Source organism: Phytobacter sp. MRY16-398, from assembly GCF_003925915.1.
GTDB lineage: Bacteria > Pseudomonadota > Gammaproteobacteria > Enterobacterales > Enterobacteriaceae > Phytobacter > Phytobacter diazotrophicus.
Genome location: NZ_AP018756.1, coordinates 2076577 through 2102851, shown reverse-complemented (window position 1 = coordinate 2102851; position 26275 = coordinate 2076577). Strand labels below are relative to the sequence as shown.

The following is a 26275-nucleotide window of genomic DNA, read 5'->3' as shown; positions in this document are numbered from 1 at the left end:
GATTAATACATGGCGGGAATTACCGGCAGACTGATTGCGCTCATCCCGCTGCTGTCAAAATTCCAGCCCGCCCGATCATTTCTGGTAACAATGCGTCCCCGTCCACCTTTGACATTTCCCCCGCTCATCATCAGGCCGCGCCCCCTGCCGATATTCCAGGATGTTGAGTCTTCAGCTCTGCCGACGTCCCATCCATACCTGCCTATCGGTACCATTCCACCGACTGACTGCCATGAAAGAGAGGGTGTGAAAAATGACCTGATTACAAATGGCTTCCGGGTCGTAGAGAACGTGCACTGCCCCTGTGGGTTGAGGAACGTCAGACCCGTCCCCGGTACAGGTGCGTTATTGGAAAATATCGCGATGCGGGCTGTAACCGATGCGGGTGCATCACCATAGTTACCCGAATCTGACGAACAGAATATCGTTCCGCCGATATTCTCAAGTACCGCGCTCGGGCTGTCCCATGAAGCAAAGACTATCCCTGAAACAGGGGGCGTCCAGGAGTCGTTAATTGTCACCGTGCCGTACCAGGTGCAACTGCCCAGATTCCCGTTAGTGGTCAGGACGGTGAAATCAGTCGAGTCAGAAATCAGCAGGCCGCTGTTTCCTGCCTGGCTGGCGGGTGTGATGCGCCATACCTGGCCGGGCCACTGATAGGTATCAGGTGCCCCCGCTCTGTCCCCCTGAGTATTCATCGTCAGTGTCCCGCCGCTTTGCACTACAGAAGCCAGGCGCTGCGTGAAGGGGAAAAGCCCGGTATCGAAAAAAAAGATTCTGACGCTTTCGGTCGGGATAAAAACAGCCACATCCCCCGCACCGTACCCGTCGACCGGCACAGACTTTCCGTTATACCCCTGGACGGTTGTGCGACAGAAAAACGGGGCGCGCAGCCCCGCCGTGATTTCCATTACCGGTCCGCCGTCATTCAAATCAATGCGTAATCCGCCCGGCATCACCATGTCCCCAGTTTTATTGAGCCACCACCCGGCAGGTTTATCAGCATACCCGTACCGTCAATCACTACGGCATTGTTCACACCGTTAAAGCTGAAAGCGCCCGATGTGGCGTAAAGTGCCCCGCGAACCGTCACATTGCTGAATTCAGATGAGCCATCTTTACCAATTCGCCAGCCAACTGAGCCAGCCACGTAGTTATTTGACTGAATATACGCACCGATTTTCGCATTGGTGATGGTCCCGTCCTGGATAAACGTGTCACGAATAAACGTCTGGCCGTTCTGAATAACAAACGGCAGTGTGACGGCTGACCCTGCCTGAGACATAACAGCGAAGCGGTCAGCAAGGAAAATAACCTGTGACTGCATGCCTGAAGGAGTGTTCTGAACACCCAGCCCCATCCCTGCCGCGTACTGCACGCCGTTCACATCCACACCGACTTTAATCGAGTACATCGCGTTCAGGTTGCCGTTGATATCCGCAACTGCCTGGGCGTTAGTGGTGATGGCCGCAGACTGGGCGTTTACCGTGACGCTCAGTGAGTTGATTTTCGTTGCGGAGGTCTGCGTAAAATCAGACATCGTTTTCGCAAAATCAGTGATATTGGCGTTGCCGCCAGCCGTGGCATCCAGGGTTTTCAGCGACTCAGCTACAGCTTTACTCGCGTCCACCATCACGTTATCAACACGCTGGATACCGGCACTGTTTGCGCCATACTGAGCACTGAGCGTCATCCGGGTGTTAACCTGCGCCAGTGTTTCCTGAATCAACGCTACTGCCGTGTTTTGCACTCCACCAGCCGCGTTAGTCGTTTTCCCTGACAGATCGTCGAAACGGGATGCGGTAGAACTGTCGAGCGTGGACACCGCCTGTGTGAGCTGCGTTACGTTAGCGGCATTGTCCTGCGTCTGTGCCGTCAGCGTATCAACCGCCGTCGAGCGGGCCTGCGTCTCGTCAGAAAGCGCCTGTGTGAGTTGCGTTACCTGTGCAGCATTCTGGTCGGTTTTCGCCTCCAGGCGCGTCACGTCCGTAACGCGGGCCTGTGTTTCAGTGGCAATCACCTCCCGCAACTGAGTGAATGAGGCACTGTTTGCGCCGTTCTGCGCCGACTGCCTCACCACCACATCAGCGATGGCCAGTGCGTTACCAATGATGGCTTCTGCCGTCTGCCGGTTCGCGCCCACTGTAGCCGCCAGTTGGTCGGCGTTTTGACTGACAACCTCTGCCAGTTCAGCAACCTTTGCACTGCTCTCCACAGCATTTTCAATCAGATCCTTGAACAGTTCGGTGTCCTTGATCTGCTCAAGCACGGCATCAGTGATGTCAGACACATCAACACTGGCCTGTCCCTTCACCCAGTCGGTGTAACCCGACTCGTTCCCGGTCCTGTCCACCAGTTGCGCGCGGTACCAGAAAATCTGCCCCGCCTTGAGGCCCATCTGCTGATATTTGCGCAGCGGATACGGCACATCCGCCAGCAAAACCGCATCATCAGTCGTCCCCGTGGCGCTGTACTGAATTTCCGTTTTCAGCGTGTCGTCCGTGTTCGCAGGGAATCCCCAGTTCAGTTCAATGCCGAAAACCACATTGTCCGATGCCGTGAAACCGACAGGTTTCGGCGGGTTTCCCGTTTTCCCGGTCAGTGTTGTCTCGGTTGAATATCCCCAGCCGGAGGAAATTTCAGCCGCGTTAATAGCCCGCACCCGCGCAAGATAACGTCCGGTGTAAATGGCCGGCACCTCAAACGACGCGGTAGAGCTGCGGGGTACGTTCACCCAGTCGCCATCGTTACGCCGCCACTGGGCCTCGTACGAAATAGCGTTTGATGCCTGGTCCCAACTGACGCGCATTGTCTCCAGGCTGATCCCCTGATTCACAACGGCATAGCTGGAAATGACGATATTCGAAGGTGCAGACTGATTACCCGGCGGGATGACGCTTACCGGGCGCTGATCGATAATCGCGCCTGTATCGATACGGGCATATTTATCCGGGTCGTGTGCGGCACCCACGATGGTGAATGTGCCGTCGTCATTTTCCGTAACGCTGACGACGCGGTACTGCTGGGCATAAAGCGAATCTGACTCAACCACCCATACCGCCTGCGCCTCCGGCGTTGTAGAGAACACCGTCGAAACGGTGACTTTATTTCCGCTGACTGCCTGAATGGTTCGGCTCTGTGATGCACCTGTCGGGAGGTTCACCATGATGCGATCACCCGCCACGGCATCCGGCACACGGTCAAGCGTCAGTACCCGACCACTTACCGCGCTGATGCGGCCACCCGTTACTTTTCCGGCCAGGTCCCTGTCACTGACTGCAATGATGTATCCCGGTTGCGGAATATTCCCGTCGAGCCCGACAGAGAAGGTCACCACACGGTCTTTGTTATTGGTCAGAATGCCCCAGCGCCCCTTACGGTTTGCCTCGGATTGCCGGGTGCAGCCAATAGCTGTCAGTTCAAGCTGGTTAAAGCCAAAGCGACGCACCAGATCCTGCTCGAAGACAGGTTCCATTGCGTCGGCGTAGCCGTTCGCCGGGTCGGAGTATGAAACCAGCGCAGTGGTATACCGGGTTTTTGAAGTGCTGCTGCTGTATGTGAATTTACCGTCAAGGGTATTTGCGTTCGTGTAGCTGTAATCGACATCACGCGGCATATCAGCCAGAGCAACAATCTGATTACCGCCCCAGTACGTCATACCCCGGAAAATAGCCGCAAAATCCCTCATGACAGTATATGCGTCGTTACGGTCCTGCACATAAACATTGCAGGTGTAGCGGGGCTCCAGACCATCACCGCCTTTCCCGTCAGGGACAAGCTGATCGCAGTACTGCGCAACCTGATACAGCATCCATTTATCGATGTTAGCTGCCGTCAGCCTGTCACCCAGGCCAAATCTGTCACTCACCACCAGATCATAAAAAATCCATGCCGGATTATCCGTCCACGCCCACTTAAACGCCCCTGACCATGTACCGCTGTAGGTGCGTGTTTCAGGGTCGTAGGTATCAGGGACGCGGATAACGCGCCCGCGCGGCTCGCAGGATATCTGCGGTACTGAGCCATTAAACTGGCTGGAGTCGAACTCGATATAGAGCAGTGCTGTGTTGGGATAGCGAAGCTTGGCATCGATAACCTCCGTGTAACTCTGGAGCGTCATCGTGTCGCCGATTTTCGCGCTGTTTGCATCTGCCGTAATTTTGCGCAGGCGAACCGTCCACGTTGTGGCACCGGCTGGCAGATTGATGCGGTGGCTACGCTCGTAACCGCTGGTCGTTTTACCGCTGACTGAGGTATTGATTACCGTCTGGAACGCACCGCCGTTTGTCTGCAGATCAATGGCGTAGTTAATGCTGTAACCGACCAGATCACCGTCATCTTCCTGTTTAAAAATCGACGGCCATTTAAGGCGCAGGCGAACTGCAGAAAGCTGGGGATTCGTAAATGTACGGGTCCAGGCTGTTGCGCTGGAAATGGTAATGCCGCCCGCGCTAATTTCGTTTTCACTGCCGGGCATCCCCTGAATGTATGGCTGCGCCTGTGTGCCCGCACGAAACTCCCAGGTTACACCGCTGAAATTTGACGAACCGTCAGCATTAAGTAACGGCGTACCATCCAGAAAAATAGACTGCCCGGTGAGGCCGCCGGAAAATTCACCTTCGCCAAGCGCCAGAAGGATTTTTGCCTTTGCAACCGACTGGAGGTCATCGGGTTGTTCAGTTGGCGTGCGGGAACTGGAGCTACCGCCCTTGCGACCCTGAATTTTCTTATTTGCCATATTGTGCCCATAAAAAAACCGCCCGGAGGCGGTCATTAAATTGAGGTATTTTTATTGCTGGTCTTCAACGTAAATTCCTGCGGAAATAATAGCCCCACCGATACGCCGTTTTCCATAAAGAAGCGGCACAGGATACCCCTGAGCGGCTGTATTCGTTACGCTCCCAAATGCATAAGACGGCTTATTATCGGCGTCCTGTTTGCTTGCAAGGCCAGCCGGTTGCGGGGATAACATCTGAATGACTCCACCAGCCATCATTCCAATACCACTGGTCATAAGTCCTGCGGCGAGTGGGGATGCCGTTCCCCCGGACATGTACGTCATAACCGCCCCAACTGCAACTAACACAGCGCCGAGAACTGTTTGAAGAATACCTCCGCGCTTACTGCCCATGACAATCGGTACAATGCGGATAACTTCTCCGGTAACCGGGAATCCCAGATCATCTATTCCGATATTTTTTTTGCCTTTGAACACAGCGTAGGTAAGCCCGCGCCGCTGACTTGACCTGCTCCCCGTTGATTAGTACACCCCGATGTTAGTAATGTCTTCATAAGCCACATGAGGACATCCCCATGAAGAAGCGTTTTTCCGACGAACAGATCATCAGTATTCTCCGCGAAGCCGAAGCTGGGGTACCCGCCCGTGAACTCTGCCGCAAGCATGCCATTTCCGATGCCACGTTTTACACCTGGCGTAAGAAGTATGGCGGTATGGAGGTGCCTGAAGTTAAGCGCCTGAAGTCGCTTGAGGAAGAGAACGCCAGACTCAAGAAGCTGCTTGCCGAAGCCATGCTGGATAAAGAGGCGCTTCAGGTGGCTCTTGGGCGAAAGTACTGACGACAGACCAGAAGCGGGAAGCCGTGATGTTGATGTGTGATGCGACCGGTCTGTCGCAACGTCGTGCCTGCAGGCTTACAGGTTTATCCCTGTCGACCTGCCGCTATGAGGCTCACCGTCCGGCTGCTGATGCGCATTTATCAGGGCGCATCACTGAGCTGGCACTGGAGCGCAGGCGTTTTGGCTACCGTCGTATTTGGCAGTTGCTGCGCCGTGAAGGGCTTCATGTTAATCATAAGCGCGTGTACCGGCTTTATCACCTCAGTGGCCTGGGCGTAAAACGCAGAAGACGTCGTAAAGGGCTGGCAACAGAACGTCTGCCGCTGCTCCGTCCGGCGGCGCCCAATCTGACCTGGTCGATGGATTTCGTCATGGACGCACTTTCCACCGGTCGCAGGATCAAGTGTCTTACCTGCGTCGATGATTTCACAAAGGAATGCCTGACGGTCACTGTTGCCTTTGGGATTTCAGGCGTTCAGGTCACGCGTATTCTGGACAGCATTGCACTGTTTCGAGGCTATCCGGCGACGATAAGAACTGACCAGGGGCCGGAGTTCACTTGCCGTGCACTGGATCAATGGGCCTTTGAGCATGGTGTTGAGTTGCGCTTAATCCAGCCGGGCAAGCCAACGCAGAACGGATTTATTGAGAGCTTTAACGGACGATTTCGCGATGAATGTTTGAATGAGCACTGGTTCAGCGATATCGTTCATGCCAGGAAAATTATTAATGACTGGCGGCAGGATTATAACGAATGCCGCCCGCACTCCACGCTGAATTATCAGACACCGTCTGAATTTGCAGCGGGCTGGAGAAAGGGTCATTCTGAGAATGAAGATTCCGACGTTACTAACTGAGTGTTGTATCTAATCGTGGGGGCAGGTCAGACTGGATATCATGAATTTTTCAAAACCGGGAATTGTCGCAGCTAAGGCCCGCGTAGCTTCGTGAGTGGTGCTTATTAATCGGTGATGTACTTTACCAAAAGTTTTACCAAGAATTCCGCAAAGTTCGATTTGAATCATAGTTTCATACATTTATTCCTCCAATATAAAAAGCCCACAGAAGTGGGCGATAAAAGAGAAAACAATCAAATTAATTAACTATGCATTTTTCCTAGCCAAGAAGAAATAAAGTATTTCAAAAAATTCATCAGCATAGTTACCAGGCATATTTGATTTAATGTTTTGAATCTCATTAAAATTAGCCTTAAGGATATTATCAGCGGATTGCCCAGGCATTTTATCAATCAACTCATCAGCAAACCTCTTAATATCAAGCTTATTTAAAGCCAGTACATTATTTTCATACCAGAGAAATTTATATGCATCATTACTTTCTGGATTTTGTTGCATAGCATTAGCAATGATGTCCCTGCCGCAATGTTTGCATACCTTAGCAGCCGCCAGTATCTTTTCAGCACAAAAAGGGCAACTGATTTCATTACGTGATGAAGTTTGCGACTTACCAAAAATTACAGCTAAAAGCCCACCAAGAAAACAAACAGATCCAAATATAAGATAGTTCTGTTGATCCCTCATCAATCCTAAGTTATTTACCCTCTGACCATAGGTTGTAGTTACGGAGGTATCCATTGAAAGGGATAGAAAAACTACAATAACTCCTACAATCAATATGAACACACCAAATGCTTTCACGTTATGTCCCTCGCACAGCTAATTTTTGAAAGTCTGCGCCCGCAGCGCCTAGGCGAGTCAGGTTAGCATAGAGCTTTATAGCGTAAAATCTTCATTGTTCTTTCCATCCAGTAGCCACCGTACGGGGTGCGATTACTGAGCCGTCCATAAAGATGATGGAGCAACAGGTTACCCTCCAGTAGTACCCCAGCGTGATTCCATTTGTTGGCCTGCACCTGCATGATCACAACATCACCCGGTTGAGGAGCGCCAGTCGCTTCTCTGAACCCGCATTTATACCAGTTATCCTGATACAAATTGTCGGGGTACTGGTCCTCCCACCAGGGATAATCAACACGGTAATCCGGCAGCTCAATGCCGTACGTTTGCCGATAATAGGACATTACCAGCCCCCAGCAGTCGTAAACCCCCAGCACAAAAGGCCGCTCAAGCAACGGCAATTCGCCGCGCGGATTGATTGTGCGCAAGTCGCCTTCGGGCCAACTGACGATGTGCCAGGGCACCGCCATCAAATCGCATTGCGCCTTATCCAGTTCGCTGGGCTGTGTTGTCGCGTCGGGATGGCTATGCACAATAGCCGTTACCGTTCCCCAGTCTTCGGCGGCGGCGTAGTCTTCCGGGCAAAGGACAAAATTGTCCTCCGGCACTATGGCAAGATTACGACATGGGAAATACCGCTCAATGCGGCTTTTCTGTGCCACGACACCACAACATTCACGGGGATATTCAGTGGCGGCATGCGCCATGATGGCGTCTATGGTTTTCTGACGCATATCAGCTCCTGATGAGTGACGTGCCGGGGAATCCGCCAAAAGAAAGTTCGTTATTTTCCCCGAACCGAAGTTTGCAGGCGGTCAGGGTGCCGTTGCACTGGTCCAGTGAAGGATCTGCCACCGGGTTGTTGTTTTTGTCGAAGTAGTTCGTGCCTGCATAGTCACAGCCATCACCGCTTCGGTACTTACCACGAATACACCAGGAACAGAGAGAATGAAGCTGACGGGTCGGGATCATTAAGCCCTGTAGATCCATCGGACTGGTTAGCCGAAACTCGATAGCCTCTGACGTTTCTGTATTTTTCCCGTCGATATACCAGACCTGCAACTTTTCCTGAGTGGGATCTGCAGTGGCATTGCCGGAAGGGAAATTGCGCGCATCCAGATACTGCGCCAGCGTGTCGTGTATCGTTACCGTCGCTTTCAACAGGTCGTCATATGCAAGGCACAACGCAGTGATGGAGCCGTCAAGGTTCGCCACGGTCAGTTTTGGCGTGGCGCCACTGCCGGTAGTCGATTTTTCCAGTCCGTTAATCTGACAAGGCCAGGCTTTATATTCGTTACCCTGCCACCAGATGGATTTAGCCGGAAGCGTTGATTCATCACCACCTGCTGCAGTTATTTCTGCCGGGGTGTGCGCAATATTGTGACTATGGAATCGTAGCACTGCCCCCACGCCAAAAGAGGTACCATCAACTTCAAAAAGCCGGATTTCATTTCCCGGCTCCAGTTTTTGATAATCATTATTCAGACTCATGGTGCAAACGCCTGTTCAAAGGTTGCAGTGATGGTAATTAGTTTTTTACTTTTAACGATGAGTTGCAGGCTGTCAGCCTGAACACGCCATAACGCGAGTTCCCCATAGGGGGGCTGAAAAGAAAATGACTTTGTTTTATGGCTCCGGAGAAACGCATAAATTTCAAGTGCAGTATCTTTATTCCCTGTATAGGAAAATGCGTAATTCAGGGTCTCCGAATTAAGTCCATTTCCACTTACCTGCGTATAACCGTCACCAAACTGAACCTTACGGATATTATCTTTGACGGTGACAGCAGGCTGTCCCGATGCCTGAATTTTCCAGGCAAACGCATCTACAGCCATATTTACCTCGTTTTGGTCAGAGCCCAAATCATTCCACCCGGTCGGGATTCTCTTTCAATGCCTTCCCGAATAGATTTGTCGACAACCTGCTGGTAAACCCGGCCAAGAGCATCAGCATTTGCCGAACCCTGTTGACCCTGAGTGGATTGTGGCGTCGTGACAGATACGGGCGCATAGACGCTGACGCCAGTCTGCAGACTGCCCGATGTGGCATTCCCGACGAACCCGCCAGAGGCATACCCTCGCATCAGGCGATAAAGGTTTCCCACGCCGAGGCGCGCTGTAGATTCTTTGGTGAAGACAAATTCGCCGCCATGAACAATCCCTTTTGGTTCGAATTTACCGCCGGGTCCGGTATAACCGCCGCCGTCGTATTCAGGGATATAGCCGCCCTTCCAGGCCTGTACCGGGCCAACAAAGCTGGGACTACCTATTCCACCGCCCTGCGGGCCATCGAAAGAACCGGCAACCCACCCCATGGCTTTCTGAACGGCCCAGGCCACCAGCAACTGATTGGTGATTTGAACTATCGATTTGAGGATGGAAACGGTGAAGCTTTTGAAGGAAGTCTTCCCGGTGGTCACCAGTTCAGTCAGCATGTCGCTCATGCCGCCAAGTGCACTGGATGCGGCATTCTGCATGGCAGAATAGACGTTTGTTGCTGAATCCAGATACTCGGCGAACCCCTTTTTAGCCCCGCTGAGCCAGTCACCGCGAAGACTGTCCTCAGCAGCGTAATACTGATTCAACGCCGTCAGTTCCCGCTGATAATCAACATCAGTGGTGTTACCACCCGCATTTTTCCAGCCGCTCTCAAGCTGCGCATATGCCAGTTTTCGCCCGGCGGCGCGGTCGCTTAATGTCGCAGAATCGGTCAAGGCCGACTGCTTCGCCGACATCTGATTGGTGTATTTCGTCGCGGTGTCCATCCGCTTGTTAAGCTGTTCCTGCGCAGTGATCTGGTCGCCTAAAAGGGCTTTTTGCTGTGCAAGGGCAAGAATGCGCGCTTTGTTTGCCAGCAGCGATTCTTCCTCTTTTGACAGCTTGCGCTGGCCTGCCGCCTCTTCCAGCACAGAGAACTGAGCCTCGGTTTTCCAAAGGTCTTTACGCTGCTGACTGATGACGTCATTTAATCCGGTGTGCTGCTGCAGCACTTTAAGCTGTGCCTGCAGGGCGATAAGTTCAGCCGCTTCCCGGTCGCTTGCTTTGTCACCTGCCGGAACCGTTGTTTTTGGGGTTTTGGGATCCTTATATTTTTCATTGATCGCGGCGGTTAGCTTATTGAATTTGTCCTGTGTGATAAGCCCCTGTTCGAGTTGTCGCTGATATTTCGTCTGCAGGTCGTTACGGATCTGAGCGTTTGTCCTGGCTGATTCCAGAAATTTATCAGCTTCAATATTTGCCGAGACCTGTTGCCGGTTTAATTCAGCAGTGGCATTACGTTGCTGTTCTTTAATCGCAGCAAGATGGTTTTCTTTCTCAATCTGGTTATCTAAAGCTTGCTGGCGTTCTTTATTCCCCTGGGCCATAGTGTCGTTGATACCATCAACCACTACCGAACCTGTACCTGGGCGAAACTCAGGAAGTTGAGCCGTAGTGGCATTATCAGCGACCCGGTCACTCCAGAACTTGTAATTTTTTACCTTTTCAATGAGACCCTGCCAGTAATTCGAGAGATCGTCCAGGTCTGACTTAGAGGCGTCTTTGAAATTTTTCTGACTGTCACCAAGTGAGTCGATGATCAGTTTTGTGGCACCAGCTTTATCACCCAGGTCAACCATATGTTTAACCTGCTCATAAAGAGCGAGATTAGCGAAGTTGTATTGCTGGTTGATATCGACAAATGCTTTCAGTGGGTCCTGGGGGATTTTCCCCAGCTCGGCCACCAGGTCTTTAACGCTGGCTCCCGTATTTTTTGACAGCAGGATAGCCGTCTCGCTCACCTGTCGGATCTGATCAACTGTCAGGCCCAGCCCGGTGGCCTGCGCAACCGCTGCCGCAACTGCTGATTTACCCGCATCAGCGTTTTTTACTATCTGGGCGGTGATGCGCGCCAGGCTGTCGGCTGTCTGCCCGCTGATATTCCCGGTGGACGCGATAGCCTGGTTATACGCACTGGCCTGTAAACGCCCCTGATTCCAGTTATAGGCGAGAAGCCCCACGCCGGATACCAGCGCAGTAATCCCGAGGGTGGTCGGGGTGATAAACCCGGCCAGCGTTTTTGCATAATCAGCAACGCCCAGCAGCGCACCTTTTACGCCACCGAACTGGTCTTTGATCTGCCCGCCCTGCTGGAGCAGAATCAGAAACGGAGACTGGCCGCCAGCAAGCTGCGTCGCAATATCAGTAAACTGCGCGGGCAGGCTGCGCATGGCGGCATTGTACTGACCAATCGAAATGCCGGCTTTTCTCGCATACAGCTCCTGCCGGGTAAAAGCGCTTTGCACTTCCAGTGCCGCATCGTTTGCCGCAGACCCGATCCCTTCCAGCCCCCGTTTGACGTAGTTATACCGCTCGGTAAATTTCGCGTCGTTTAAATCCAGATTGACAATGAGATCACCCACCGCCTGGGACATAACGTGTTCCTCCTGTAATGCCTTCGGCGGCCAGCATCATGGCCTCGTCGGACGTTTCGGTGTCCGCTGCCGGACGTATCTGGGGATTGAGCAGGCTGAAATCTGCGGTGGTAAGCCCGTGGTCTTTGCAGACCACATCAGTGATGTGGAGGCTCAGTCGTGAGAAATGGGTATCAATCAGGTCCGTCTGGAAATATTCAACGGTGTAAAATTGCTCCCATTCACTCAGTTCGGTGCAGGACATCTGCGCCAGCATCACACGCCAGTCAGGTCTGCGGAACTCACGGGCAAGTTTAAGGGCGAAGTTCAGGGCTGCGGCGTAAGCTTTTCCGGGGAGTGGGGTTCCGTGTCGGTATTCGGTTCTGCGTCAGGTGCAACGGGCAACATTCCTGAGAGCTCCCGCACGATAAAATCCGCCTGACCAATGGCAGGCAACGGCCAGCCGGAAAGTACCTCCTCCTGCAGTTGATCAACGGAGGGCCCTTTTTGCCCTTCCTTCTGCCACAGAGACATAGCAACGATCCGCGCGCCAATCTTCACATTGATGGTTGTCACGATACCGTTGAGCGCTTCCTGGCTGACTTCTGTGTCGTCCGCAGGAACATCTTTATTCACGTCGGCGATATAGCCGATGAACTCAATACGCTGCAGTGCTGAGAGTTCATAAAGCGTGACGGTTTCGCCGTTGTATTCCAGCGGCTGAGTTTTCAGAAACATGCATGACTCCGATCAGGATACGGTGATTTTGCTGACAGCCGCGAACGAGCCGTCGTTCGTAATCGCGAGAATTTCGGCAATTCCGGCTGCAACACCCGTGACGGTGACAACACTGCCGGCCACGCTGACTGTCGCTTTTGACGGGTCGGATGACGCCAGGCGGAATGATTTATCGGTCGCACTGGCAGGCAGAACGGACAGGTTCAGGGTCGTGGTTGCTCCTACAGCCACAGCCGCTGTCGATTTATCAAAAGACGCGCCCGAAACAGCAATGACCGGGGTGGTGGTATCTTCGGCCAGTGAGGGTTTACCACTGTTAGTGACCTTGACCGTGCGGGTAATGTATTCCTTGTTCGTCACCGCCTTACCCAGGCTGCTGACCCACCCGTAAAACACATCCACCGTACCGTTAGGGTATTTGATGCGATACGTACGTTTTGATCCGTCTTCAAACCACTGTGCCAGCGCGATTTGCCCCTGCTCGCCGGGTTTCCAGGCCAGGGTGAATGACGTGTCGCCCGCAGATTTCTGCCCCTGTCCGGTGGCCGTCCAGTCAGAATCAGGGTCATCGATATAGGTATCATCAAAGCTCTCCGCCGTCAGTTCGCCGGGGGTCAGTTCCTTGATCTGAGCCAGGCGCGTCCAGTCGGTATCGACTAGCGGATTCGCTGTGCCTGAACCGGAATACAGCCAGAGTGTTGTCCCGGCACCTTTAACAGGTGCCAGCGGATTAGGTGTTGCCATAGTTGCCTCACATAATATAGGTGATTGAATACTGCATATCTGCCGCTCCCCAGGTCGACATGTCTTCATCGCGCTGATAGTCATAGCCGAGAGGGGTCATCAGTTCGATGAGATCGGACAGACCTGGAATGTCTGAAAGGACGGGATAAATCCGTGATTCCATCCATTCATCCAGCGCCGCATCAGGCAGATCGGCTTTAAGAAAGACTTCGATATGCAGCGTTGCTGACCACTGGTCCTCATCCACCATTGCGCCAGTAAATTGCGCATCGGTCAGGTAGACGGCGACGGCAGGCAAATCCTGAACCTCAAGAAATGCCGGACGGCCATCAAACCAGGTAACAGAATCAGTGATGTTGTCTTTAAGCGCATTCAGAACGGCAGCGCGGATTTGAGGGTGTTTCATCGGATTAATACCAGTCGCAGTTGGTTTTTAAGCGCAGCAGACAACTCTTTAGGCATATCGGACTGCATCAGCTTGTTTGTCTCCGCTTTAAACGCCTCGGTTAACGGGGCCGCCAGAGGAATACTCACAACCTCCACGGGATAGCGGCTTTTCGTTGTTCGCCGCAGGACATGCCAGCGACCGTTTTTCAGTTGCTGGATAAAACCACCAGGGAAAGAAAACGGGCCAATCCGCAGGACACTGTTAGCGCCCTGTTTGTCGCGTTTTCGCCGTGATAGTCTCACGCTGGCCACACCCAGCTTAATCGCAGGCAGATTTCCCCTGTTGACCCGGATTGTTGCCCTGGGTTTGCTGACAGTGGCTTTTTTCAGCCTCGCCCGCTGTTTTACCAGCTTACGTGGCACCTTCGTGTCCGTTGCGACAGTGCGGACGCTTCGGCTGACGGCGCGCCCAGCGACCCGGTTAACAGCCTGAGCAGAAGCACGGGGGACCGCCGTTTTACTGATGCTGTTGAGGTTTGCAATTGCCTGCTCAAGCCCGTTAATAGCGGACATGACAACCTCCTATTCAATCCATATTTGTGGCTTACCGTTAAAAAACTGGCTGCGCGTAACTTTGTACTCCGTGCCTTTCCAGATCAGCGCGTCATTACGGCGCGGCTGGTAGTTTTCACTGAACACCACCAGCGAGATACCATCACCGGTTACCGGCCCCATTTCAGGCACAAAATGACTTTCTACCGCGATAAAGTCGTTGCCATTGATAGTGACCGGTTCACCCATACACCGGACAGTGGCGGCATCCATGCGCGCCGCCATTTGTTCGAAGGGATTAGCCATTGAGGCGGACCAGCACTGATGTGCTGCTGGCTCCGGCTGCTTCCCAGGCTTTCCCTGCCGGGGTGGCGCTGGTACTGGCAAGCTGGATTTTCCCGTCCTTGAAATACACGGTCTTGCCCTGGGCAATGTCGTCAGTGGACAGCTTTGGTAACGCAACAACACCCGTTGCAAGACCGTCTCCGGTGCTGCCTGGCTGAATATCGGTCAGCGCAATGACGAGTAAATCACCGACCGCGACGGGCGTGCCGCTGGTAATAACAGAGCTTCCTGCGTTGGTTAACGCCAGGGTGTTACCGTCCTGAACATAATTTTTCATAGAGGATCTCCACGGCTCCGGGGAGCCGTTTTACAGGCATAAAAAAAGCCCTTTCGGGCGTGATTGTCTGGTCGGTAATTACTGGCCGGAGGATTTCGTCAGACCGCGATAGTCCAGCGGGGCTACGCCTGCATCGATACGCACTTTCGTGGCAATACCGTCAGTGGTAAAGCCATCCTGCTGATCGATGTAAGGGGTATCCACACCATTGAGATAGGCCACCTCAATAGTGTCGCTTCCTTTCGCTGCAGCCAGGTACCAGGCTTTTGGATCGGCATCATCCAGCCGCGCCTCGGCAATGACTTCGGCGAAATTCTGGATGGGGTTCATAATTCCGGAGTTGGCATCAGCCCCTTTAACGCTGGCGGATTTGATGGTCTGGTTTGCCAGCGTTTCCAGCGCCACGGGTACCAGCATAAAGGCAGGACGGATATTGAGAGAGCGGTCGCCCTCTTTTTGCAGGCGCATCAGTTTACGGCTGTCGTCCAGGCTGGATACCGAGATAGCACCTGAACTGAGGTTCGCATGGTCGCTATGGAAAAGCGCCTTACCGTCAGACAGTTTTGCGTTACCTGTCAGCACGGCATAAACCAGATCGCCGATAGTCCCTTTAGCCGCGCGCCCCATTTTCATGGGGACATCAGTCAGTTGATTGAGATCATCGTTGATAATGGCCTGACGGGTGACAGAGAAGATCTCACCATAGGTTGCCAGCGCGATGGTTTGAGCTTTATCCCCGGTGGTGACGTACTTATACTCGGCCCCCTCACGCACCTGGCGCAATGACGGGAAGCCCCCCATGCCCACGCGATGAGCGGTTTTAAAGTCGCTCAGGCTCCCTTTTTTGGTCCACAATTCGAAGCTTTCCTGCGCTTCTTCCCAGCCCTGCAGAAGCGCCTTGTTGGACACGTCCAGCAGGATGTTACCGAAGTCAGACGTGCTGTGCGTCAGCGCCAGCCCCACCATCTGTACCGGGTTAAGACCTGAAACACCAATACCGCGCTCAGTCAGCGCCATACGGGCCAGTTCGCGCAGCGTCATGCCGTTATAAAAGTTATCTTTTTCCTGGGCTTCATAACCCGCGCGGGCCATCAGGGATTTACGGATGCCATCACCGACGATGTTTCCGTTACCCGCATAAATGTGGGGCGGGTTATTTTTATTCGACGGAGTCGTGTCTTTGCCCAGTTCGGCCAGCAGTTTATCTTTCGCCAAGGCGACGGTGCATTCGACATCGCTGATGCAGGCGGCCTGCAGTTCCTGGTGTTTACCACCGAACATGGCAAACACATCCTGAATGCCGCTTACACGGGCTTTCTGTTCAGCCACAACCCGCGCGACGATGGCATTTTCATCCAGAACAGGAGCTGCTGGTTGCTGCTGCGGGTTTGTCGGGTTAGCGGGCTCTCGCGGGTTGGCGTTACGCGGCGGCGTGATCATGTTACGGATGGCTTTAGGCATCTTTTCAAATTCCTCAATTCGTTTTGACTGAATGCAGGCCATCGCCTGCAGTGATGGTGTGGTCTGGTCTGCAAATCCCTGGGAAACACATTCACTGCCGTTCATCCAGGTTTCGTCTTCCAGCATGGCCGCGATTTCTTCTGCCGATTTCCCTGTTTTTTCTGCGTACGCGGGGATCAGAACAGATTCCATTTTGTCCAGAAGATCGGCGTAATCCCGCATATCGTTCGCGTCACCGCCTGCAAATCCCCACGGCTTGTGGATCATCATCATCGTATTTTCCGGCATGATGACCGGGTTGCCGACCATGGCGATAACCGACGCCATAGAGGCGGCGATGCCATCGATATGCACCGTGATTGCCGCGCCATGGAATTTGAGTGCATTAAAAATGGCGATACCTTCAAAGACATCGCCACCGGGAGAGTTGATATGCAGGTTAATGTGGCTGACATCGCCCAGCGCCTGCAGGTCACTGACAAACTGTCGTGCCGTCACCCCCCAGAAGCCGATTTCGTCATAAATATAAATTTCCGCTTCATCCGCTGCGAGCGACTTCATGCGGAACCATGAATTACTTTTTACGCTGGCTTTCGGGCGGCGGCTCACCCGGTTTCGTTGCTGCTTCGGCACTGGTGCCTCCTTTGTCATTGGCGGGGTCGGTGTCGTACACCAGTCCCAGTTCGCGATTTTCATCGATCTCCGCTTTTCGGCGGCGTTTCACATCGTCAGGATTGCTACCACGCGCACGGACCCAGTCAGATTCCGTTGCCGCGCCACCACGGATAAGTATTTTCCAGGCGTTAGCTTCTTTTGCGGGGTCAATCCAGGGCATCACCGGCCCCGAATAGACAGCGGAATAGAGTGTGTCCATATTGAGCCCGCGCGGCACCGTGATTTTCCCGGAGAGGATCGCCAGATTCAGCCAGGCGCGGTAAATGTGGCGGGTCACCGAACCGATAAACCAGTCCTGAAGGACGAAATACCCGTCGGTGGACTCCACCAGTTCCTGCCGCTGGGCGCTGTAGGTGCCGTCGTAGTTACGGGATGCGCTGGAATAGCTGATGCGGGTCCCGGCAGAAACGGCACGTAGCTGACCGTTACGGAACGATTCAAGGTTGGTGTTCGGGCGGTCCGATTTGATCATCCCGATTTCCTCACCGGGACGAAGGTCGTCGTACAACATGCCAGGCTGAATCAGCAGGTCGCGATCCCCGTCCTTTGCCGTCGGCGCATCTTCATAACTCTGGCCGTCACCTTTTTTGATGTACATTCCCAGCGCTGCTGCAATACGTGCGGCCACCAGCTCGGAATCCTCATACTCTTTCAGAGCGCTCAGACGCATCAGCACGCCGGAAAAAAGCGATGTCCCACGGGCCTGATGCAGGCGGCGGGTGAATTTAAGGTGCAGCATGTTTTCCGCTGCCACATCTTTGGTCTCCAGTTGCCGGCCTGATACCGGGCTTGTCTTGTACACCTGGTATTTTTTTGGCCTGCCCCAGTTATCTTTATAAATACCCTGAATGAGCCCCTGTGATTCGTCGCTCTGCATTGGTACGTAATCAGCCTCCAGAGCTTCCAGCCAGAAACTGATCCCGGCTACGGGTGACAGCCCCATGGCATTGCCGCTGACAAGCTGGGTAAACACCTCCCCGTCTCGTAACCAACTGCGTAATAAAAGACGCTCCAGCATGGGGCGGGTAAATTCCCCGGTGACATCAGGCGAAACAGACCATTCAGCCCATGCAGAGCGAATCTGGCTGGCAAACTTTTTCGCAATATTGCCGTTCTTAAGCACCGGATGCGGATCAACAATGATGCCCTCAGAACCAATCACACGCTCTTCCAGCTTGTCGAGAATGCCAATAACCAGATCGTTATTGTTATCCAGCCAGCGCGCCTGTTCGCGTAAAGACACTGCGCCATTCTGGCTAAGCTGATTGGCTGAGCGATTTTCGCGACGGGCCTTGTGTGTGCGGGTTGGCTTTACGGCTTCAAAGGCCTGAATCACCGCTCGCGAGCGAAGCCGCGCAGCCTTCCAGCCCGGCGAAATCAGACCAATAGCATCATCCAGTAGAGACATCACCCAAACCTCGCCAGTTTATAGCCGGGTCGCCCCAGGCTTTGCCTGTCACTGTCGGCAAGCCGCCGCTCCCACTCCTGCCGCCCTTTCCTGATTTCGGACAGATTTTCATAGGACATCTGCTGCCCATTGAAAGTAATGGACTTCCCGTCAAGGACAGCCATCTCAGCTTCAACGTAACGCTGTACCATCGCCTCGATATCACTTCGTTTCACAACCAGCCTCCTGTCGCTGTGACCCAGGGGTTGGAATCCTGGTCGTTGGTTTCTGTCACGGTGTTGTCCCGTGCTTTCGTGTTTCGGGTAACGGGCGGTGCAACAGCCGGGGGTGGCGCTTCGCCAGTTTCCGGCGGCGCGTTCTCCAGCCACGTTTGCCGCCGTGCCCAGTCTGGCGCATTCGGCCATTTAATCTTTTCGTAGCCATGAAGGATTGCCAGCGCATCGGCGTAGACGAGCAGGTCAAAGGCTTCATTCGGACCGCGACCCGGTTTACTCCATTTTCCATCAGGTGAACGCTCCTCATAGGTCAGCTCGTCGTAGAACCAGCTACCGAGCCATTTCGGGAAATGCACGTAGTTCGGACCTGGGGATTCGCGCCATAAGGCGTTATTCACCTGGTCTTTCAGTGCATCGGTCTGGAGAAGAAAAAGCGGCACATCACCTGCAGCTTTTGCGCGCCGGGTTGACCTGTCCGTGTTGTCAGGAAATGAGCGGGTGATGAGTTTTGAGCGGCGAACACTGTCGCCCTTAAAGAGATAAATCTTTTTGCCCAGCCCTTCACGACGGCATTTACGCCAGAACTTATAGGCGTTGTCGGTGACACCATCCTCACCACCGGAATCGACCGCCATTGCCATCAGGCGCATACGTTTTGTCGGGTCACCCGCCAGCGGCCAGGACTTTTCGAACACGTCGGACAGGAGTAAATCCCAGTCCTCCGGATAGCTGGCCGGATCAATGGGATAGCATTCGCCGTGCTCACTCGCCCGTAAGGACTGCCGGATGTTGTAGCGATCAACCACCCACCGCTCGCCCTGTTCACCGTAGCCGGTAACCTGCACCACAAATCGCCGGGACTTACCACCCTGCACATCAACCGTCGCCATAAGAAATTCAACGCCGTCAGGTACGGTGCGTTTTGATACCTCTTCGGCGCGCTGCTCAAGCAGTTCACTCTTACGCTGTTCGAGGTTAGCGCGGGGAAGATATGGCCGACCAAAGTCGGTATTAACAACCGTTTTTAGCGTTTCCTCACTCTGGGTGGCGTCATACTCCTGCTCAGCAGTCAGGAATTTGTAAATCATCTGCGCCCAGGTCTGGTAAGCAGCGGCTGGTCCCTCCATCCAGAATGACGCAATACGCGAGCGGCGCGGCTCGCCATATCTGTTGCCGTCACGGTCTATTTTCTCCCCGTCCCGCAACCAGACAGAACGAATGTTCAATTCACGCTTCATATCCGGCGTAATTTTGCCTTTACATGCAGGACACTGGATAAAAGCGGACTCACTTGCCACAACAGGGTCAGGGGTTTCACGGTAACCCGTCATGTTGGCGACTTCCGGCTGAAAATATTCCCCGCAATGCGGGCACGGCCAGTAAAGGCGACGGCGGTCACCACGGTTAAACAGCGACAGAATCCCGGTCGTCGGGGGCGCTTCGTGGGCAGACGAGGGACGCCATTTTGTGTCCCGGATGTCCCGGCCTGGGGAGCTTTCCACAAGCGTCATCCCGCTGGACATAAAGGTGGTGGTACGCTTCGATCCCAGGGAAAAGGCATCACCCTCCCCGTCGATATCTTCCGGGAAGCGGTCATAGTCCGTCAGCGCCACACTTTTATAGTCAGACGACGACATGATATTGACTGATGGCCAGCCGAGCTTAAGGTAATTACCGGCGCGAAATGTGCGGTCGTGGACGTTGTTATCATTACGGCGTGGGCTGAGCCGTGATCTCACTTCCGGGCTGCAACGGAAAGTACGGTCGAGTCGCTTCTTGGAGTGCTCGCGCGCTTTTTCTTCCGATACCTGAATAACCAGCATGTCAGCGGGATCGCAGACAATGTTGTAAACAATCCAGCCATCAATCAGGCCGATGGTTTTCCCGGTTCGGGCAGGACCGACAAACACCACGGCATCGTATTCACGGGATGCCAGGCAGTTCATCGGCTCGATAATGTAAGGGGTCAGATTCGGATCCCACTTAACAGAGTGACCCGCGCCAATCGGTACATGCATAAAATCTCTGACCGCATCGGCCACCTTCATACGACGCGGGGCACGTAACATGCCGGAGACATCACGACGGGTCCCCCTGGCTGATGCCCGTTTCGCCATCAGTCCTCCTCTGGCTCTTCCTCCTCTGCTGTGGCGTCCATCACTTTCTGTGCGATCTGATCACGAAGTTCGTCGATCACATCCTGCACACGTGAGACTGCAACTGGCGTCAGCGCACAATCTCGCTCAAGAATGTCCGGGAGCGTTTCAAGCACAGTAACGACAGCTTTCGCCATCAATGAAAATTCTCTGGTTACGTCTTCGGCGGGTATAAGTTGCTGCGTATCGACCTCAAATTTCAGCCGCTCGTTCTCAGCCTTCCAGTGCGCGAGCCTGTCTGCAGGCTCCATCTCTTCCACGTTTGCCGTGGAAACGGTGGGGATCATCAGTTCGCTCAGAATATCGGTAACCAGATAAAGCTTGAGCTTGCTGTTACTGCCTGCTGCCGGAGCAACATTTTTCAGCCTTGCTGCAACCGTCTGGCGATGTACACCAGTGATCCCGGCTAGCTGGTTGATATTGAGTTTTAAGGCCGCGATTTCCTGGTCCATGATGGTGAACACTTTTTGTACGATTCGACATCATTGATTAGCCGTATCCCGGAAAATCAATAACCTGCACACATGATGATGATGACTATAAAATATGAAAACCAGCCGATTCCCGCGAGTCCGCCGCCCCGTGGCAAAGCCCTCCTCCGGGAGGACCCGCTCAAATGATAAAAATTATCATTTGTATAAAGCGGTATTTTGACGTCCAGACGGAGGTGTTCAGGTTCTGGTGCGGAAGGCGTACAGCACACAACCAGGCTTAAGAGCATTGGCAAGGGCATTATTCACAACCTGGTTAATGTGTTCCGTAAGAGCGGCCTGAGCAGAGGCCAGATCCGCCATCATCGCTTCTTGTCTGGCGTATGTTGCTTTAGTCGCTTCAACAATAGCGTCAACATTCGCCTGTATTTTGAAACGGTCAGCCCTGAACTCCACCGACTGCTGCTCGTCGCCAGTTGGTTTCTCAACGAACTGGCCGCTGTCACGAACGGCTGCAATAACAGCTTCTCGCATCTCATCAGAGAGTTTGACGATCGCAGTTGAAAACGAGTTGATACCAAAAAGAGGTTTATTTAACACCCGGATGTTGTCGCATGCTGATGCTGTATCCGTTAACGGTTCCATCAAGCATTGGTCGCTGGCGGCAGTTAAGTGGATATTGCCTTGTAGAGTGGTGTTATTAATGAACGTCTCCCCCGCTCCAATCTGAAAATCCGCTTTCTTGCCGAAGCGACTTTCCACCAGGTAACTGATTGCGAACTCTTGCCCGGTAGGTGTGAGGAAGTTGTAATGATTTTCCCCGTCGAACGGCGTCACCGTATCTTGCGTCATCACATAACCAAGCTCACGCAGTTCATTAGCGCCAGCCTTTGACGGCAAATCTCCATCCACCAGCGCGCCACGAAAGAAAAGCGCGTACAGGACATCGCCAGCAGCGCCGGAAAGTTCTTTGCTCATTGTTGTTTCCTTTTAGGTGTGAGCCTGTCGCACGGGAGGACCGCCCGATAAAGCGGAATGCCCAGGCTCACGACTGGAAGATATCGTTAGGCTGCGCGTGCGAGGCGCGTAAAAAAGCCCCGCATCTGCGAGGCTGGATTTGACCAGAAGGCTTTAATTTTTATCTCGTAATTGCTGGAGTTTTATTTTCACTCCTTCCAAGGACATTTCGAAAGCCAAAACCTCTTCTCTCGAATACTGAGACGGGTTGAGCCAGTAATATACTTTTCGTTCGCAGATACTAGCGAAGTCCCGATCCACGCGTCTCACTGGTTCAGCCGCTGCACGCCAAAACTCTGCAATTGCAGTTTCTCTTTCGCGTGACTCAGCTTCACCTATACGCAGGTCTCTGTAATATTTCTCTACTTCAAAAATTGCCTTTGACAAGGATTCGATAGCATTGCTGTTAAGATCGGAGCGTTTGTATAAGAAAGTTTGTAAAGCACTTACTAATGGTAATGGGTTTGGTAATGGGTTGACGTTCATCATCAGTACTCTTAATACAAGACAATGAAAAACAGTACCACAGGCACTCGGTGAATGCCTGCTGTAATGCCTTAACGTAATGGCTTCAAACCAGTTGGTAGTAGTTTCTTTATCTCTGCATCCACATCAAAATCACTCAAGGGGGATTTTGATGCCACGAGATAGATATGGCCATCATATGAATACTCAGTAATCTGGTAACCTTCAGTTGCTCTTGTTATCACTTCCGCTGGGGTATTATGCCCATACAATTTTGCTAACGGCTGCTTATCTGTCGGAAGTTGGAGAAAACCGGATTCTTTTGGCCCTTCCCATACCTCAGCAGCACCATGAGTAAACGTACCTAAAACCAAATAATCCACATACTCCATTTAAAATCTCCACAGACAGTGCAGGGAGTTCAAATATGCCATATTCATTGGATTTTGGCTGCCCCTCTTAGACATGATTTATTGTTATTTCACGTAGTTATTTCAGGCACTGCTCACGGACGTATTGCTGTAGTCCAGTCAGTTGGGCTGTGACTGTTTCGATTCGCTCTCTGAGGGTGAAATAATCCCGTTCAGCGGCGTCAGTAAGTCGGGGGCCGGTTGCATCATCCACGCCGGGGGCGCTGGCCGTTCCGTTCGCTGGACATTTGGCGTTGACGTGCAGCCCGCACTTACCAGTGCTAACGCAACGCTGCAGATCTTCAAGCTGCTTTTTAGCATCTGCAAGTTCTCCGGTATATTTAGCGTCGAGAGTGGCAACTTCACGCTGGCGCACCTGCATATCAGAAATAGTTTCGTTCGCCAGAGTCAGCGCGCTGGTTGCCTTGTCGCGCTGCTCTTTGTAGTTCAGTGCATTTTCGCGGTAGTGATTAACACCCCATGCCAGCGAGACAATTAGCAGGATAATGACAGCAGCAATAATGGCTATTAAGCGGCTCATCGAATTGCACGCCTGTCGATATAAACACCCACATAGCCAGCACCCCAGCGGGTATAAAACCACATGCGCCGTCCAGTTGATGGTGGGCGGATATCCTGACGAACAACGCTGAAAGAAATTAAACGCCACCACGGCCAGAATTGAGGACCATGCGAAGGGCGAAGATCTTCGGCGAAATGCGCGGTGGATAATTCAAATTTTATCTTCATGGACTCACCCTATTATTCACTGTTCCAACCCCCAACATGTCAAAGCGCTTTCCTGATCCCGTCGCTCTACCTGTCCATAACAGCCGTTCGCCTGGCCTTTGGTTAACCGGCAATCGCGGCCACCGTCTTTGATCCACCAGCGAATTGCTTCACACGCACCTTTACGGTCGCCAGAATTGATTCGTTGGTAGAACGTCGAGGGGAAACACTTAGAGGGGCCAATGTTGTAGGGGCAGAACGAGGCAATACCCACTTTTTGGGGCTCGGTCAGCGGCACTTTGATATTTCGGTCTACCCATCCAAGCGCCTTATCACGCTCGACGGCGTTAACCCTCTTGCACTGTGCTTCCGTTGCACGCTGGCCTTTAACAACTGGCTTACCGTCAATAATCGTTACGCCGTGACACAGTGACCAGATGCCACCGGGATCGACGACGGCCACCAGCGCATTTCCTTCTTTCTCACCGATGAACTGATCAAACAGTACCGGCGCTGATGCACTTGCAGCGATGAGTGCAAGCATTGCTGCACTAAGCTTTGCTTTCTGCCCCATCACTCACCCCTGGCGGCTTTGCGCCGATCCTCTTTAATTTTGAAATACAGATTGGTCAGATAAGTCAGGAGACCAAAAAGAATACTTGCGAGAACACCTAACGCTGCCCACTGCGAGGGCGAGACTTTATCCAGTAGCTGGAGCACCCAGAACCCTCCGTTTGCTCCGGCAAAACCGTAGCTCACACCAGTTGTGATTTTGTCCATTCGATACATACTCCACCTCCGCGTTTGGGAAGTGCTGTGCGTGATTGATAAAGAGGGAGATCTGGCTTTCGGACGTTTTCACAAAAAGTGAAGGCGTGTGTGATTCCCGAGGCCAGAAATGAAAATGGCTCGCCTAAGCAAGCAGATAGAATCTGACAGGCATAGAAAGATCAAAACTTGCGCATATACACTCGCATTGCAGCAATGCTAAGCTGATTTGGACTTTTTATTTCAGGAGGTTATATGATCTATCTGATGGAAGGTGATGCATATGTTGAGGTTGATGATTGGAAAACCATTTCCCACAGGAATAATTATGTTGAGAATCTAGTCGTTAAAGGTCGAAAACTCGAAAAGATAATTGGCTACTATGAACTACCTGAAAAAATCAAATGTGGCTTATCTAACTGCCATACAGCACATTATAGAGGTTATGTCGTTGAAACTGACGACGGTTCTGAAACAAACATTGGGCATACATGTGGCACGAAATATTTTGATGTCCAATTTGAAGCTATGTCATCTGAGTTTTTGAATGCTTTGGAATATGCACAAGCAAAAGAATTCATCGTAGAAAGCAAGAAGAAAGTTTTTGATTACTGGCAATTAGTCAATGCCCTAGCCGTTGGGCCGAAAAATGTTAATTGGGCAATCAGGCTTCAAAAAAACGTTAATGATGCATCTATTATTGGTCAAGCTGCTTACCGCGCTTTGCGGCAAATGCAAGCCCTTAATAGCGGTAACGTAACAACTTCTCGCCCACCAACAAAAGAAGAAATCGAATTAGCACAAGTTGCCGGTCAATCTGCTCCAGAGTCCATTGAAATAATTATTGGCTTCATAGCCAACATTGAGTTCTTGTCCCCAGACAATAACCTTACAGCCCTTTATGAAGATCAACTCAGATGGGTAGTCAATGCCCTTCAAGAATCAAATCCTGATAAAATCTCAAGAACACAAATGAGACCAATTGTCAGCGGCATTAAATCGCTTGATAAGACTCTAGAACAAACCAGAAGTGTTATCGATTCGGCAAGGGTGTTTTTTACTAAAGACAATCTTTCCCAATTACTACTCAGTTTAGAAGATAACGAAAATGTGAGTACCGCTGATATCAATCGCTATAAAGAATTTCTTGAACAACTCTAAACATCAAACCCTCAAAGCAAAAACCCGCTCAGTGGCGGGTTTCTTTTATTTGAGGTCGCTTTCGATACAGCTTTGCGAAGCATACACGAAGTTAAACACTTACTGGCTCACTTTGCAAGTAAAATCTGCTGCCATTTGTATCGAACGCGTCACACATTGGCGCGTAAAGCATCGATTCTGCCAAACTTAGCCATGTATCAATGCGACGACGGCAGGTCATGAACGTCAGTTCCGGGTGTTTCTCCTGCAGTTCTTCTGCGAGGCTACGTTTGCTTTTGCGGTATCGGTAGCGCTGGACAAGTACGTTAAGCAGACCGTCATACTCGCCAGCCAATACAGTGCTGATGATACGGTCAATAACCAGTGCTTCTTCATCCGAGCAGAACGCCAGGCTGCTTTTGTTCTTGCCGTTGAGGATTTCCATAAAGAACGCCTCAAGCTCTGGCTTAGTGATGCCAGATTTTTTCATACGGCGTAACACTTCCTGTATCGCTGTCTTTGTCACGTGATGAGAGGTCAGCAACTGGTTAAACATATTCCCTGCTTTACCCTCCCCAATGTATGACCAGCGGCCCCACATGTTTAATTTTCCCTGAATCCAGACGCTTTCCAGAGTGCGCAGGCGTGCATGTTCGTTTGGCTTCCCTACTTCTGCGGGATTTAACATTTTTT

The 26275-nt window shown here is 52.4% G+C and carries 29 protein-coding genes and 2 pseudogenes; 2 read left to right on the top strand and 29 right to left on the bottom strand.

Annotated features, from left to right (window positions below; all coding sequences use genetic code 11):
* Window positions 1–2: 2 nt before the first annotated feature.
* The 3 genes and pseudogenes from MRY16398_RS10140 to MRY16398_RS10130 form a co-directional block, all read right to left on the bottom strand.
* Window positions 3–956, bottom strand: coding sequence for a DUF6453 family protein (locus tag MRY16398_RS10140; RefSeq protein ID WP_125124294.1), 954 nt, complete (start codon window positions 954–956; stop codon window positions 3–5).
* Window positions 956–4738 carry a phage tail tip fiber protein gene (locus MRY16398_RS10135; RefSeq protein WP_125124293.1) on the bottom strand — a complete coding sequence of 1261 codons (3783 nt, stop codon included), beginning with the start codon at window positions 4736–4738 and terminating at the stop codon, window positions 956–958. The genes MRY16398_RS10140 and MRY16398_RS10135 overlap by 1 nt, the downstream gene beginning before the upstream one ends.
* A gap of 51 nt (window positions 4739–4789) precedes the next feature.
* A pseudogene (locus MRY16398_RS10130) lies at window positions 4790–5245 on the bottom strand (tail assembly protein); the annotation flags it as partial.
* A 68-nt stretch (window positions 5246–5313) separates the two neighbouring features.
* Here MRY16398_RS10130 and MRY16398_RS10120 point away from each other — a divergent pair.
* A protein-coding gene (locus MRY16398_RS10120) for an IS3-like element ISSen4 family transposase (RefSeq protein WP_087451024.1) occupies window positions 5314–6434 on the top strand; the annotation gives its coding sequence in 2 pieces (ribosomal slippage) (window positions 5314–5572 and window positions 5572–6434; 1122 coding nt in all).
* Between the two features lie 30 nt (window positions 6435–6464).
* On the opposite strand, the pseudogene MRY16398_RS30890 reads toward MRY16398_RS10120, so the two are convergent.
* The 25 genes and pseudogenes from MRY16398_RS30890 to MRY16398_RS09995 form a co-directional block, all read right to left on the bottom strand.
* Window positions 6465–6614, bottom strand: a pseudogene (locus tag MRY16398_RS30890) (tail assembly protein); the annotation flags it as partial.
* Window positions 6615–6680: 66 nt separating this feature from the next.
* Window positions 6681–7235 (bottom strand): hypothetical protein, encoded by a 555-nt coding sequence (locus MRY16398_RS30795; RefSeq protein WP_197718609.1) that lies wholly within the window; start codon window positions 7233–7235, stop codon window positions 6681–6683.
* A gap of 62 nt (window positions 7236–7297) precedes the next feature.
* A complete protein-coding gene (locus tag MRY16398_RS10105; protein ID WP_125124292.1) occupies window positions 7298–8008 on the bottom strand; it encodes a C40 family peptidase in 711 nt (236 codons plus the stop codon).
* 1 nt (window position 8009) lies between these two features.
* Complete coding sequence (locus MRY16398_RS10100; RefSeq protein ID WP_125124291.1) at window positions 8010–8765, bottom strand: phage minor tail protein L; 756 nt, start codon at window positions 8763–8765, stop codon at window positions 8010–8012.
* Window positions 8762–9109 (bottom strand): phage tail protein, encoded by a 348-nt coding sequence (locus MRY16398_RS10095; protein WP_125124290.1) that lies wholly within the window; start codon window positions 9107–9109, stop codon window positions 8762–8764. Before MRY16398_RS10095 ends, MRY16398_RS10100 begins: the two co-directional genes overlap by 4 nt.
* 2 nt (window positions 9110–9111) lie before the next feature.
* Window positions 9112–11685, bottom strand: a complete 2574-nt coding sequence (locus MRY16398_RS10090; protein ID WP_125124289.1) for a phage tail tape measure protein — start codon at window positions 11683–11685, stop codon at window positions 9112–9114.
* On the bottom strand, window positions 11666–11941 hold the full coding sequence (locus tag MRY16398_RS10085; RefSeq protein ID WP_232034392.1) for a phage tail assembly protein T: 276 nt from the start codon (window positions 11939–11941) through the stop codon (window positions 11666–11668). The genes MRY16398_RS10090 and MRY16398_RS10085 overlap by 20 nt, the downstream gene beginning before the upstream one ends.
* 50 nt (window positions 11942–11991) lie before the next feature.
* A complete protein-coding gene (gene gpG / locus MRY16398_RS10080) occupies window positions 11992–12402 on the bottom strand; it encodes a phage tail assembly chaperone G (protein WP_125124287.1) in 411 nt (136 codons plus the stop codon).
* A 12-nt stretch (window positions 12403–12414) separates the two neighbouring features.
* Window positions 12415–13146 (bottom strand): phage tail protein, encoded by a 732-nt coding sequence (locus tag MRY16398_RS10075; protein WP_125124286.1) that lies wholly within the window; start codon window positions 13144–13146, stop codon window positions 12415–12417.
* Between the two features lie 7 nt (window positions 13147–13153).
* Window positions 13154–13552, bottom strand: coding sequence for a phage minor tail U family protein (locus tag MRY16398_RS10070; protein ID WP_125124285.1), 399 nt, complete (start codon window positions 13550–13552; stop codon window positions 13154–13156).
* Window positions 13549–14106: a phage tail protein gene (locus tag MRY16398_RS10065; protein ID WP_125124284.1), complete on the bottom strand. Its 558-nt coding sequence runs from the start codon at window positions 14104–14106 to the stop codon at window positions 13549–13551. Before MRY16398_RS10065 ends, MRY16398_RS10070 begins: the two co-directional genes overlap by 4 nt.
* Before the next feature lie 9 nt (window positions 14107–14115).
* Complete coding sequence (locus MRY16398_RS10060) at window positions 14116–14391, bottom strand: ATP-binding protein (protein WP_079497866.1); 276 nt, start codon at window positions 14389–14391, stop codon at window positions 14116–14118.
* A complete protein-coding gene (locus MRY16398_RS10055; RefSeq protein WP_079497865.1) occupies window positions 14384–14707 on the bottom strand; it encodes a DUF2190 family protein in 324 nt (107 codons plus the stop codon). The genes MRY16398_RS10060 and MRY16398_RS10055 overlap by 8 nt, the downstream gene beginning before the upstream one ends.
* Window positions 14708–14785: 78 nt before the next feature.
* Complete coding sequence (locus MRY16398_RS10050; RefSeq protein WP_172600702.1) at window positions 14786–16819, bottom strand: ClpP-like prohead protease/major capsid protein fusion protein; 2034 nt, start codon at window positions 16817–16819, stop codon at window positions 14786–14788.
* Window positions 16743–18251, bottom strand: a complete 1509-nt coding sequence (locus MRY16398_RS10045) for a phage portal protein (RefSeq protein ID WP_125124282.1) — start codon at window positions 18249–18251, stop codon at window positions 16743–16745. Before MRY16398_RS10045 ends, MRY16398_RS10050 begins: the two co-directional genes overlap by 77 nt.
* Window positions 18251–18466, bottom strand: coding sequence for a hypothetical protein (locus MRY16398_RS10040; protein WP_090089253.1), 216 nt, complete (start codon window positions 18464–18466; stop codon window positions 18251–18253). Before MRY16398_RS10040 ends, MRY16398_RS10045 begins: the two co-directional genes overlap by 1 nt.
* Complete coding sequence (locus MRY16398_RS10035; protein ID WP_125124281.1) at window positions 18463–20583, bottom strand: phage terminase large subunit family protein; 2121 nt, start codon at window positions 20581–20583, stop codon at window positions 18463–18465. Before MRY16398_RS10035 ends, MRY16398_RS10040 begins: the two co-directional genes overlap by 4 nt.
* Entirely contained in the window at window positions 20583–21074 is a 492-nt protein-coding gene (locus MRY16398_RS10030) for a DUF1441 family protein (protein ID WP_079497860.1), read from the bottom strand. The genes MRY16398_RS10035 and MRY16398_RS10030 overlap by 1 nt, the downstream gene beginning before the upstream one ends.
* Before the next feature lie 219 nt (window positions 21075–21293).
* Entirely contained in the window at window positions 21294–22031 is a 738-nt protein-coding gene (locus tag MRY16398_RS10025) for a hypothetical protein (protein WP_125124280.1), read from the bottom strand.
* Window positions 22032–22184: 153 nt separating this feature from the next.
* The gene (locus MRY16398_RS10020) at window positions 22185–22559 is read right to left on the bottom strand and encodes a hypothetical protein (RefSeq protein ID WP_125124279.1); all 375 of its coding nucleotides are present in this window, start codon (window positions 22557–22559) and stop codon (window positions 22185–22187) included.
* Window positions 22560–22627: 68 nt separating this feature from the next.
* On the bottom strand, window positions 22628–22927 hold the full coding sequence (locus MRY16398_RS10015; protein WP_125124278.1) for a hypothetical protein: 300 nt from the start codon (window positions 22925–22927) through the stop codon (window positions 22628–22630).
* A gap of 97 nt (window positions 22928–23024) precedes the next feature.
* Window positions 23025–23486 (bottom strand): lysis protein, encoded by a 462-nt coding sequence (locus MRY16398_RS10010; protein ID WP_125124277.1) that lies wholly within the window; start codon window positions 23484–23486, stop codon window positions 23025–23027.
* The gene (locus MRY16398_RS10005) at window positions 23483–23695 is read right to left on the bottom strand and encodes a hypothetical protein (protein WP_125124276.1); all 213 of its coding nucleotides are present in this window, start codon (window positions 23693–23695) and stop codon (window positions 23483–23485) included. Before MRY16398_RS10005 ends, MRY16398_RS10010 begins: the two co-directional genes overlap by 4 nt.
* A gap of 16 nt (window positions 23696–23711) precedes the next feature.
* Window positions 23712–24248: a lysozyme gene (locus MRY16398_RS10000; RefSeq protein WP_125124275.1), complete on the bottom strand. Its 537-nt coding sequence runs from the start codon at window positions 24246–24248 to the stop codon at window positions 23712–23714.
* A complete protein-coding gene (locus MRY16398_RS09995; RefSeq protein ID WP_047369739.1) occupies window positions 24248–24463 on the bottom strand; it encodes a class II holin family protein in 216 nt (71 codons plus the stop codon). Before MRY16398_RS09995 ends, MRY16398_RS10000 begins: the two co-directional genes overlap by 1 nt.
* A 234-nt stretch (window positions 24464–24697) precedes the next feature.
* On the opposite strand from MRY16398_RS09995, the gene MRY16398_RS09990 reads away from it, so the two are divergent.
* A complete protein-coding gene (locus MRY16398_RS09990; protein ID WP_125124274.1) occupies window positions 24698–25603 on the top strand; it encodes a hypothetical protein in 906 nt (301 codons plus the stop codon).
* Window positions 25604–25694: 91 nt separating this feature from the next.
* On the opposite strand, the gene MRY16398_RS09985 is transcribed toward MRY16398_RS09990, so the two are convergent.
* Window positions 25695–26270 (bottom strand): DUF1133 family protein, encoded by a 576-nt coding sequence (locus tag MRY16398_RS09985; RefSeq protein ID WP_125124273.1) that lies wholly within the window; start codon window positions 26268–26270, stop codon window positions 25695–25697.
* Between the last annotated feature and the right edge of the window lie 5 nt (window positions 26271–26275).

Coding starts and splice junctions, on each gene's coding strand:
- MRY16398_RS10140 (WP_125124294.1), bottom strand. CDS start 956: ATGCCGGGCGGATTACGCATTGATTTGAATGACGGCGGACCGGTAATG.
- MRY16398_RS10135 (WP_125124293.1), bottom strand. CDS start 4,738: ATGGCAAATAAGAAAATTCAGGGTCGCAAGGGCGGTAGCTCCAGTTCC.
- MRY16398_RS10105 (WP_125124292.1), bottom strand. CDS start 8,008: ATGCGTCAGAAAACCATAGACGCCATCATGGCGCATGCCGCCACTGAA.
- MRY16398_RS10100 (WP_125124291.1), bottom strand. CDS start 8,765: ATGAGTCTGAATAATGATTATCAAAAACTGGAGCCGGGAAATGAAATC.
- MRY16398_RS10095 (WP_125124290.1), bottom strand. CDS start 9,109: ATGGCTGTAGATGCGTTTGCCTGGAAAATTCAGGCATCGGGACAGCCT.
- MRY16398_RS10090 (WP_125124289.1), bottom strand. CDS start 11,685: ATGTCCCAGGCGGTGGGTGATCTCATTGTCAATCTGGATTTAAACGAC.
- MRY16398_RS10085 (WP_232034392.1), bottom strand. CDS start 11,941: ATGCTGGCGCAGATGTCCTGCACCGAACTGAGTGAATGGGAGCAATTT.
- gpG (WP_125124287.1), bottom strand. CDS start 12,402: ATGTTTCTGAAAACTCAGCCGCTGGAATACAACGGCGAAACCGTCACG.
- MRY16398_RS10075 (WP_125124286.1), bottom strand. CDS start 13,146: ATGGCAACACCTAATCCGCTGGCACCTGTTAAAGGTGCCGGGACAACA.
- MRY16398_RS10070 (WP_125124285.1), bottom strand. CDS start 13,552: ATGAAACACCCTCAAATCCGCGCTGCCGTTCTGAATGCGCTTAAAGAC.
- MRY16398_RS10065 (WP_125124284.1), bottom strand. CDS start 14,106: ATGTCCGCTATTAACGGGCTTGAGCAGGCAATTGCAAACCTCAACAGC.
- MRY16398_RS10060 (WP_079497866.1), bottom strand. CDS start 14,391: ATGGCTAATCCCTTCGAACAAATGGCGGCGCGCATGGATGCCGCCACT.
- MRY16398_RS10055 (WP_079497865.1), bottom strand. CDS start 14,707: ATGAAAAATTATGTTCAGGACGGTAACACCCTGGCGTTAACCAACGCA.
- MRY16398_RS10050 (WP_172600702.1), bottom strand. CDS start 16,819: ATGACAAAGGAGGCACCAGTGCCGAAGCAGCAACGAAACCGGGTGAGC.
- MRY16398_RS10045 (WP_125124282.1), bottom strand. CDS start 18,251: ATGTCTCTACTGGATGATGCTATTGGTCTGATTTCGCCGGGCTGGAAG.
- MRY16398_RS10035 (WP_125124281.1), bottom strand. CDS start 20,583: ATGGCGAAACGGGCATCAGCCAGGGGGACCCGTCGTGATGTCTCCGGC.
- MRY16398_RS10030 (WP_079497860.1), bottom strand. CDS start 21,074: ATGGACCAGGAAATCGCGGCCTTAAAACTCAATATCAACCAGCTAGCC.
- MRY16398_RS10025 (WP_125124280.1), bottom strand. CDS start 22,031: ATGAGCAAAGAACTTTCCGGCGCTGCTGGCGATGTCCTGTACGCGCTT.
- MRY16398_RS10020 (WP_125124279.1), bottom strand. CDS start 22,559: ATGATGAACGTCAACCCATTACCAAACCCATTACCATTAGTAAGTGCT.
- MRY16398_RS10015 (WP_125124278.1), bottom strand. CDS start 22,927: ATGGAGTATGTGGATTATTTGGTTTTAGGTACGTTTACTCATGGTGCT.
- MRY16398_RS10010 (WP_125124277.1), bottom strand. CDS start 23,486: ATGAGCCGCTTAATAGCCATTATTGCTGCTGTCATTATCCTGCTAATT.
- MRY16398_RS10005 (WP_125124276.1), bottom strand. CDS start 23,695: ATGAAGATAAAATTTGAATTATCCACCGCGCATTTCGCCGAAGATCTT.
- MRY16398_RS10000 (WP_125124275.1), bottom strand. CDS start 24,248: ATGGGGCAGAAAGCAAAGCTTAGTGCAGCAATGCTTGCACTCATCGCT.
- MRY16398_RS09995 (WP_047369739.1), bottom strand. CDS start 24,463: ATGTATCGAATGGACAAAATCACAACTGGTGTGAGCTACGGTTTTGCC.
- MRY16398_RS09990 (WP_125124274.1), top strand. CDS start 24,698: ATGATCTATCTGATGGAAGGTGATGCATATGTTGAGGTTGATGATTGG.
- MRY16398_RS09985 (WP_125124273.1), bottom strand. CDS start 26,270: ATGTTAAATCCCGCAGAAGTAGGGAAGCCAAACGAACATGCACGCCTG.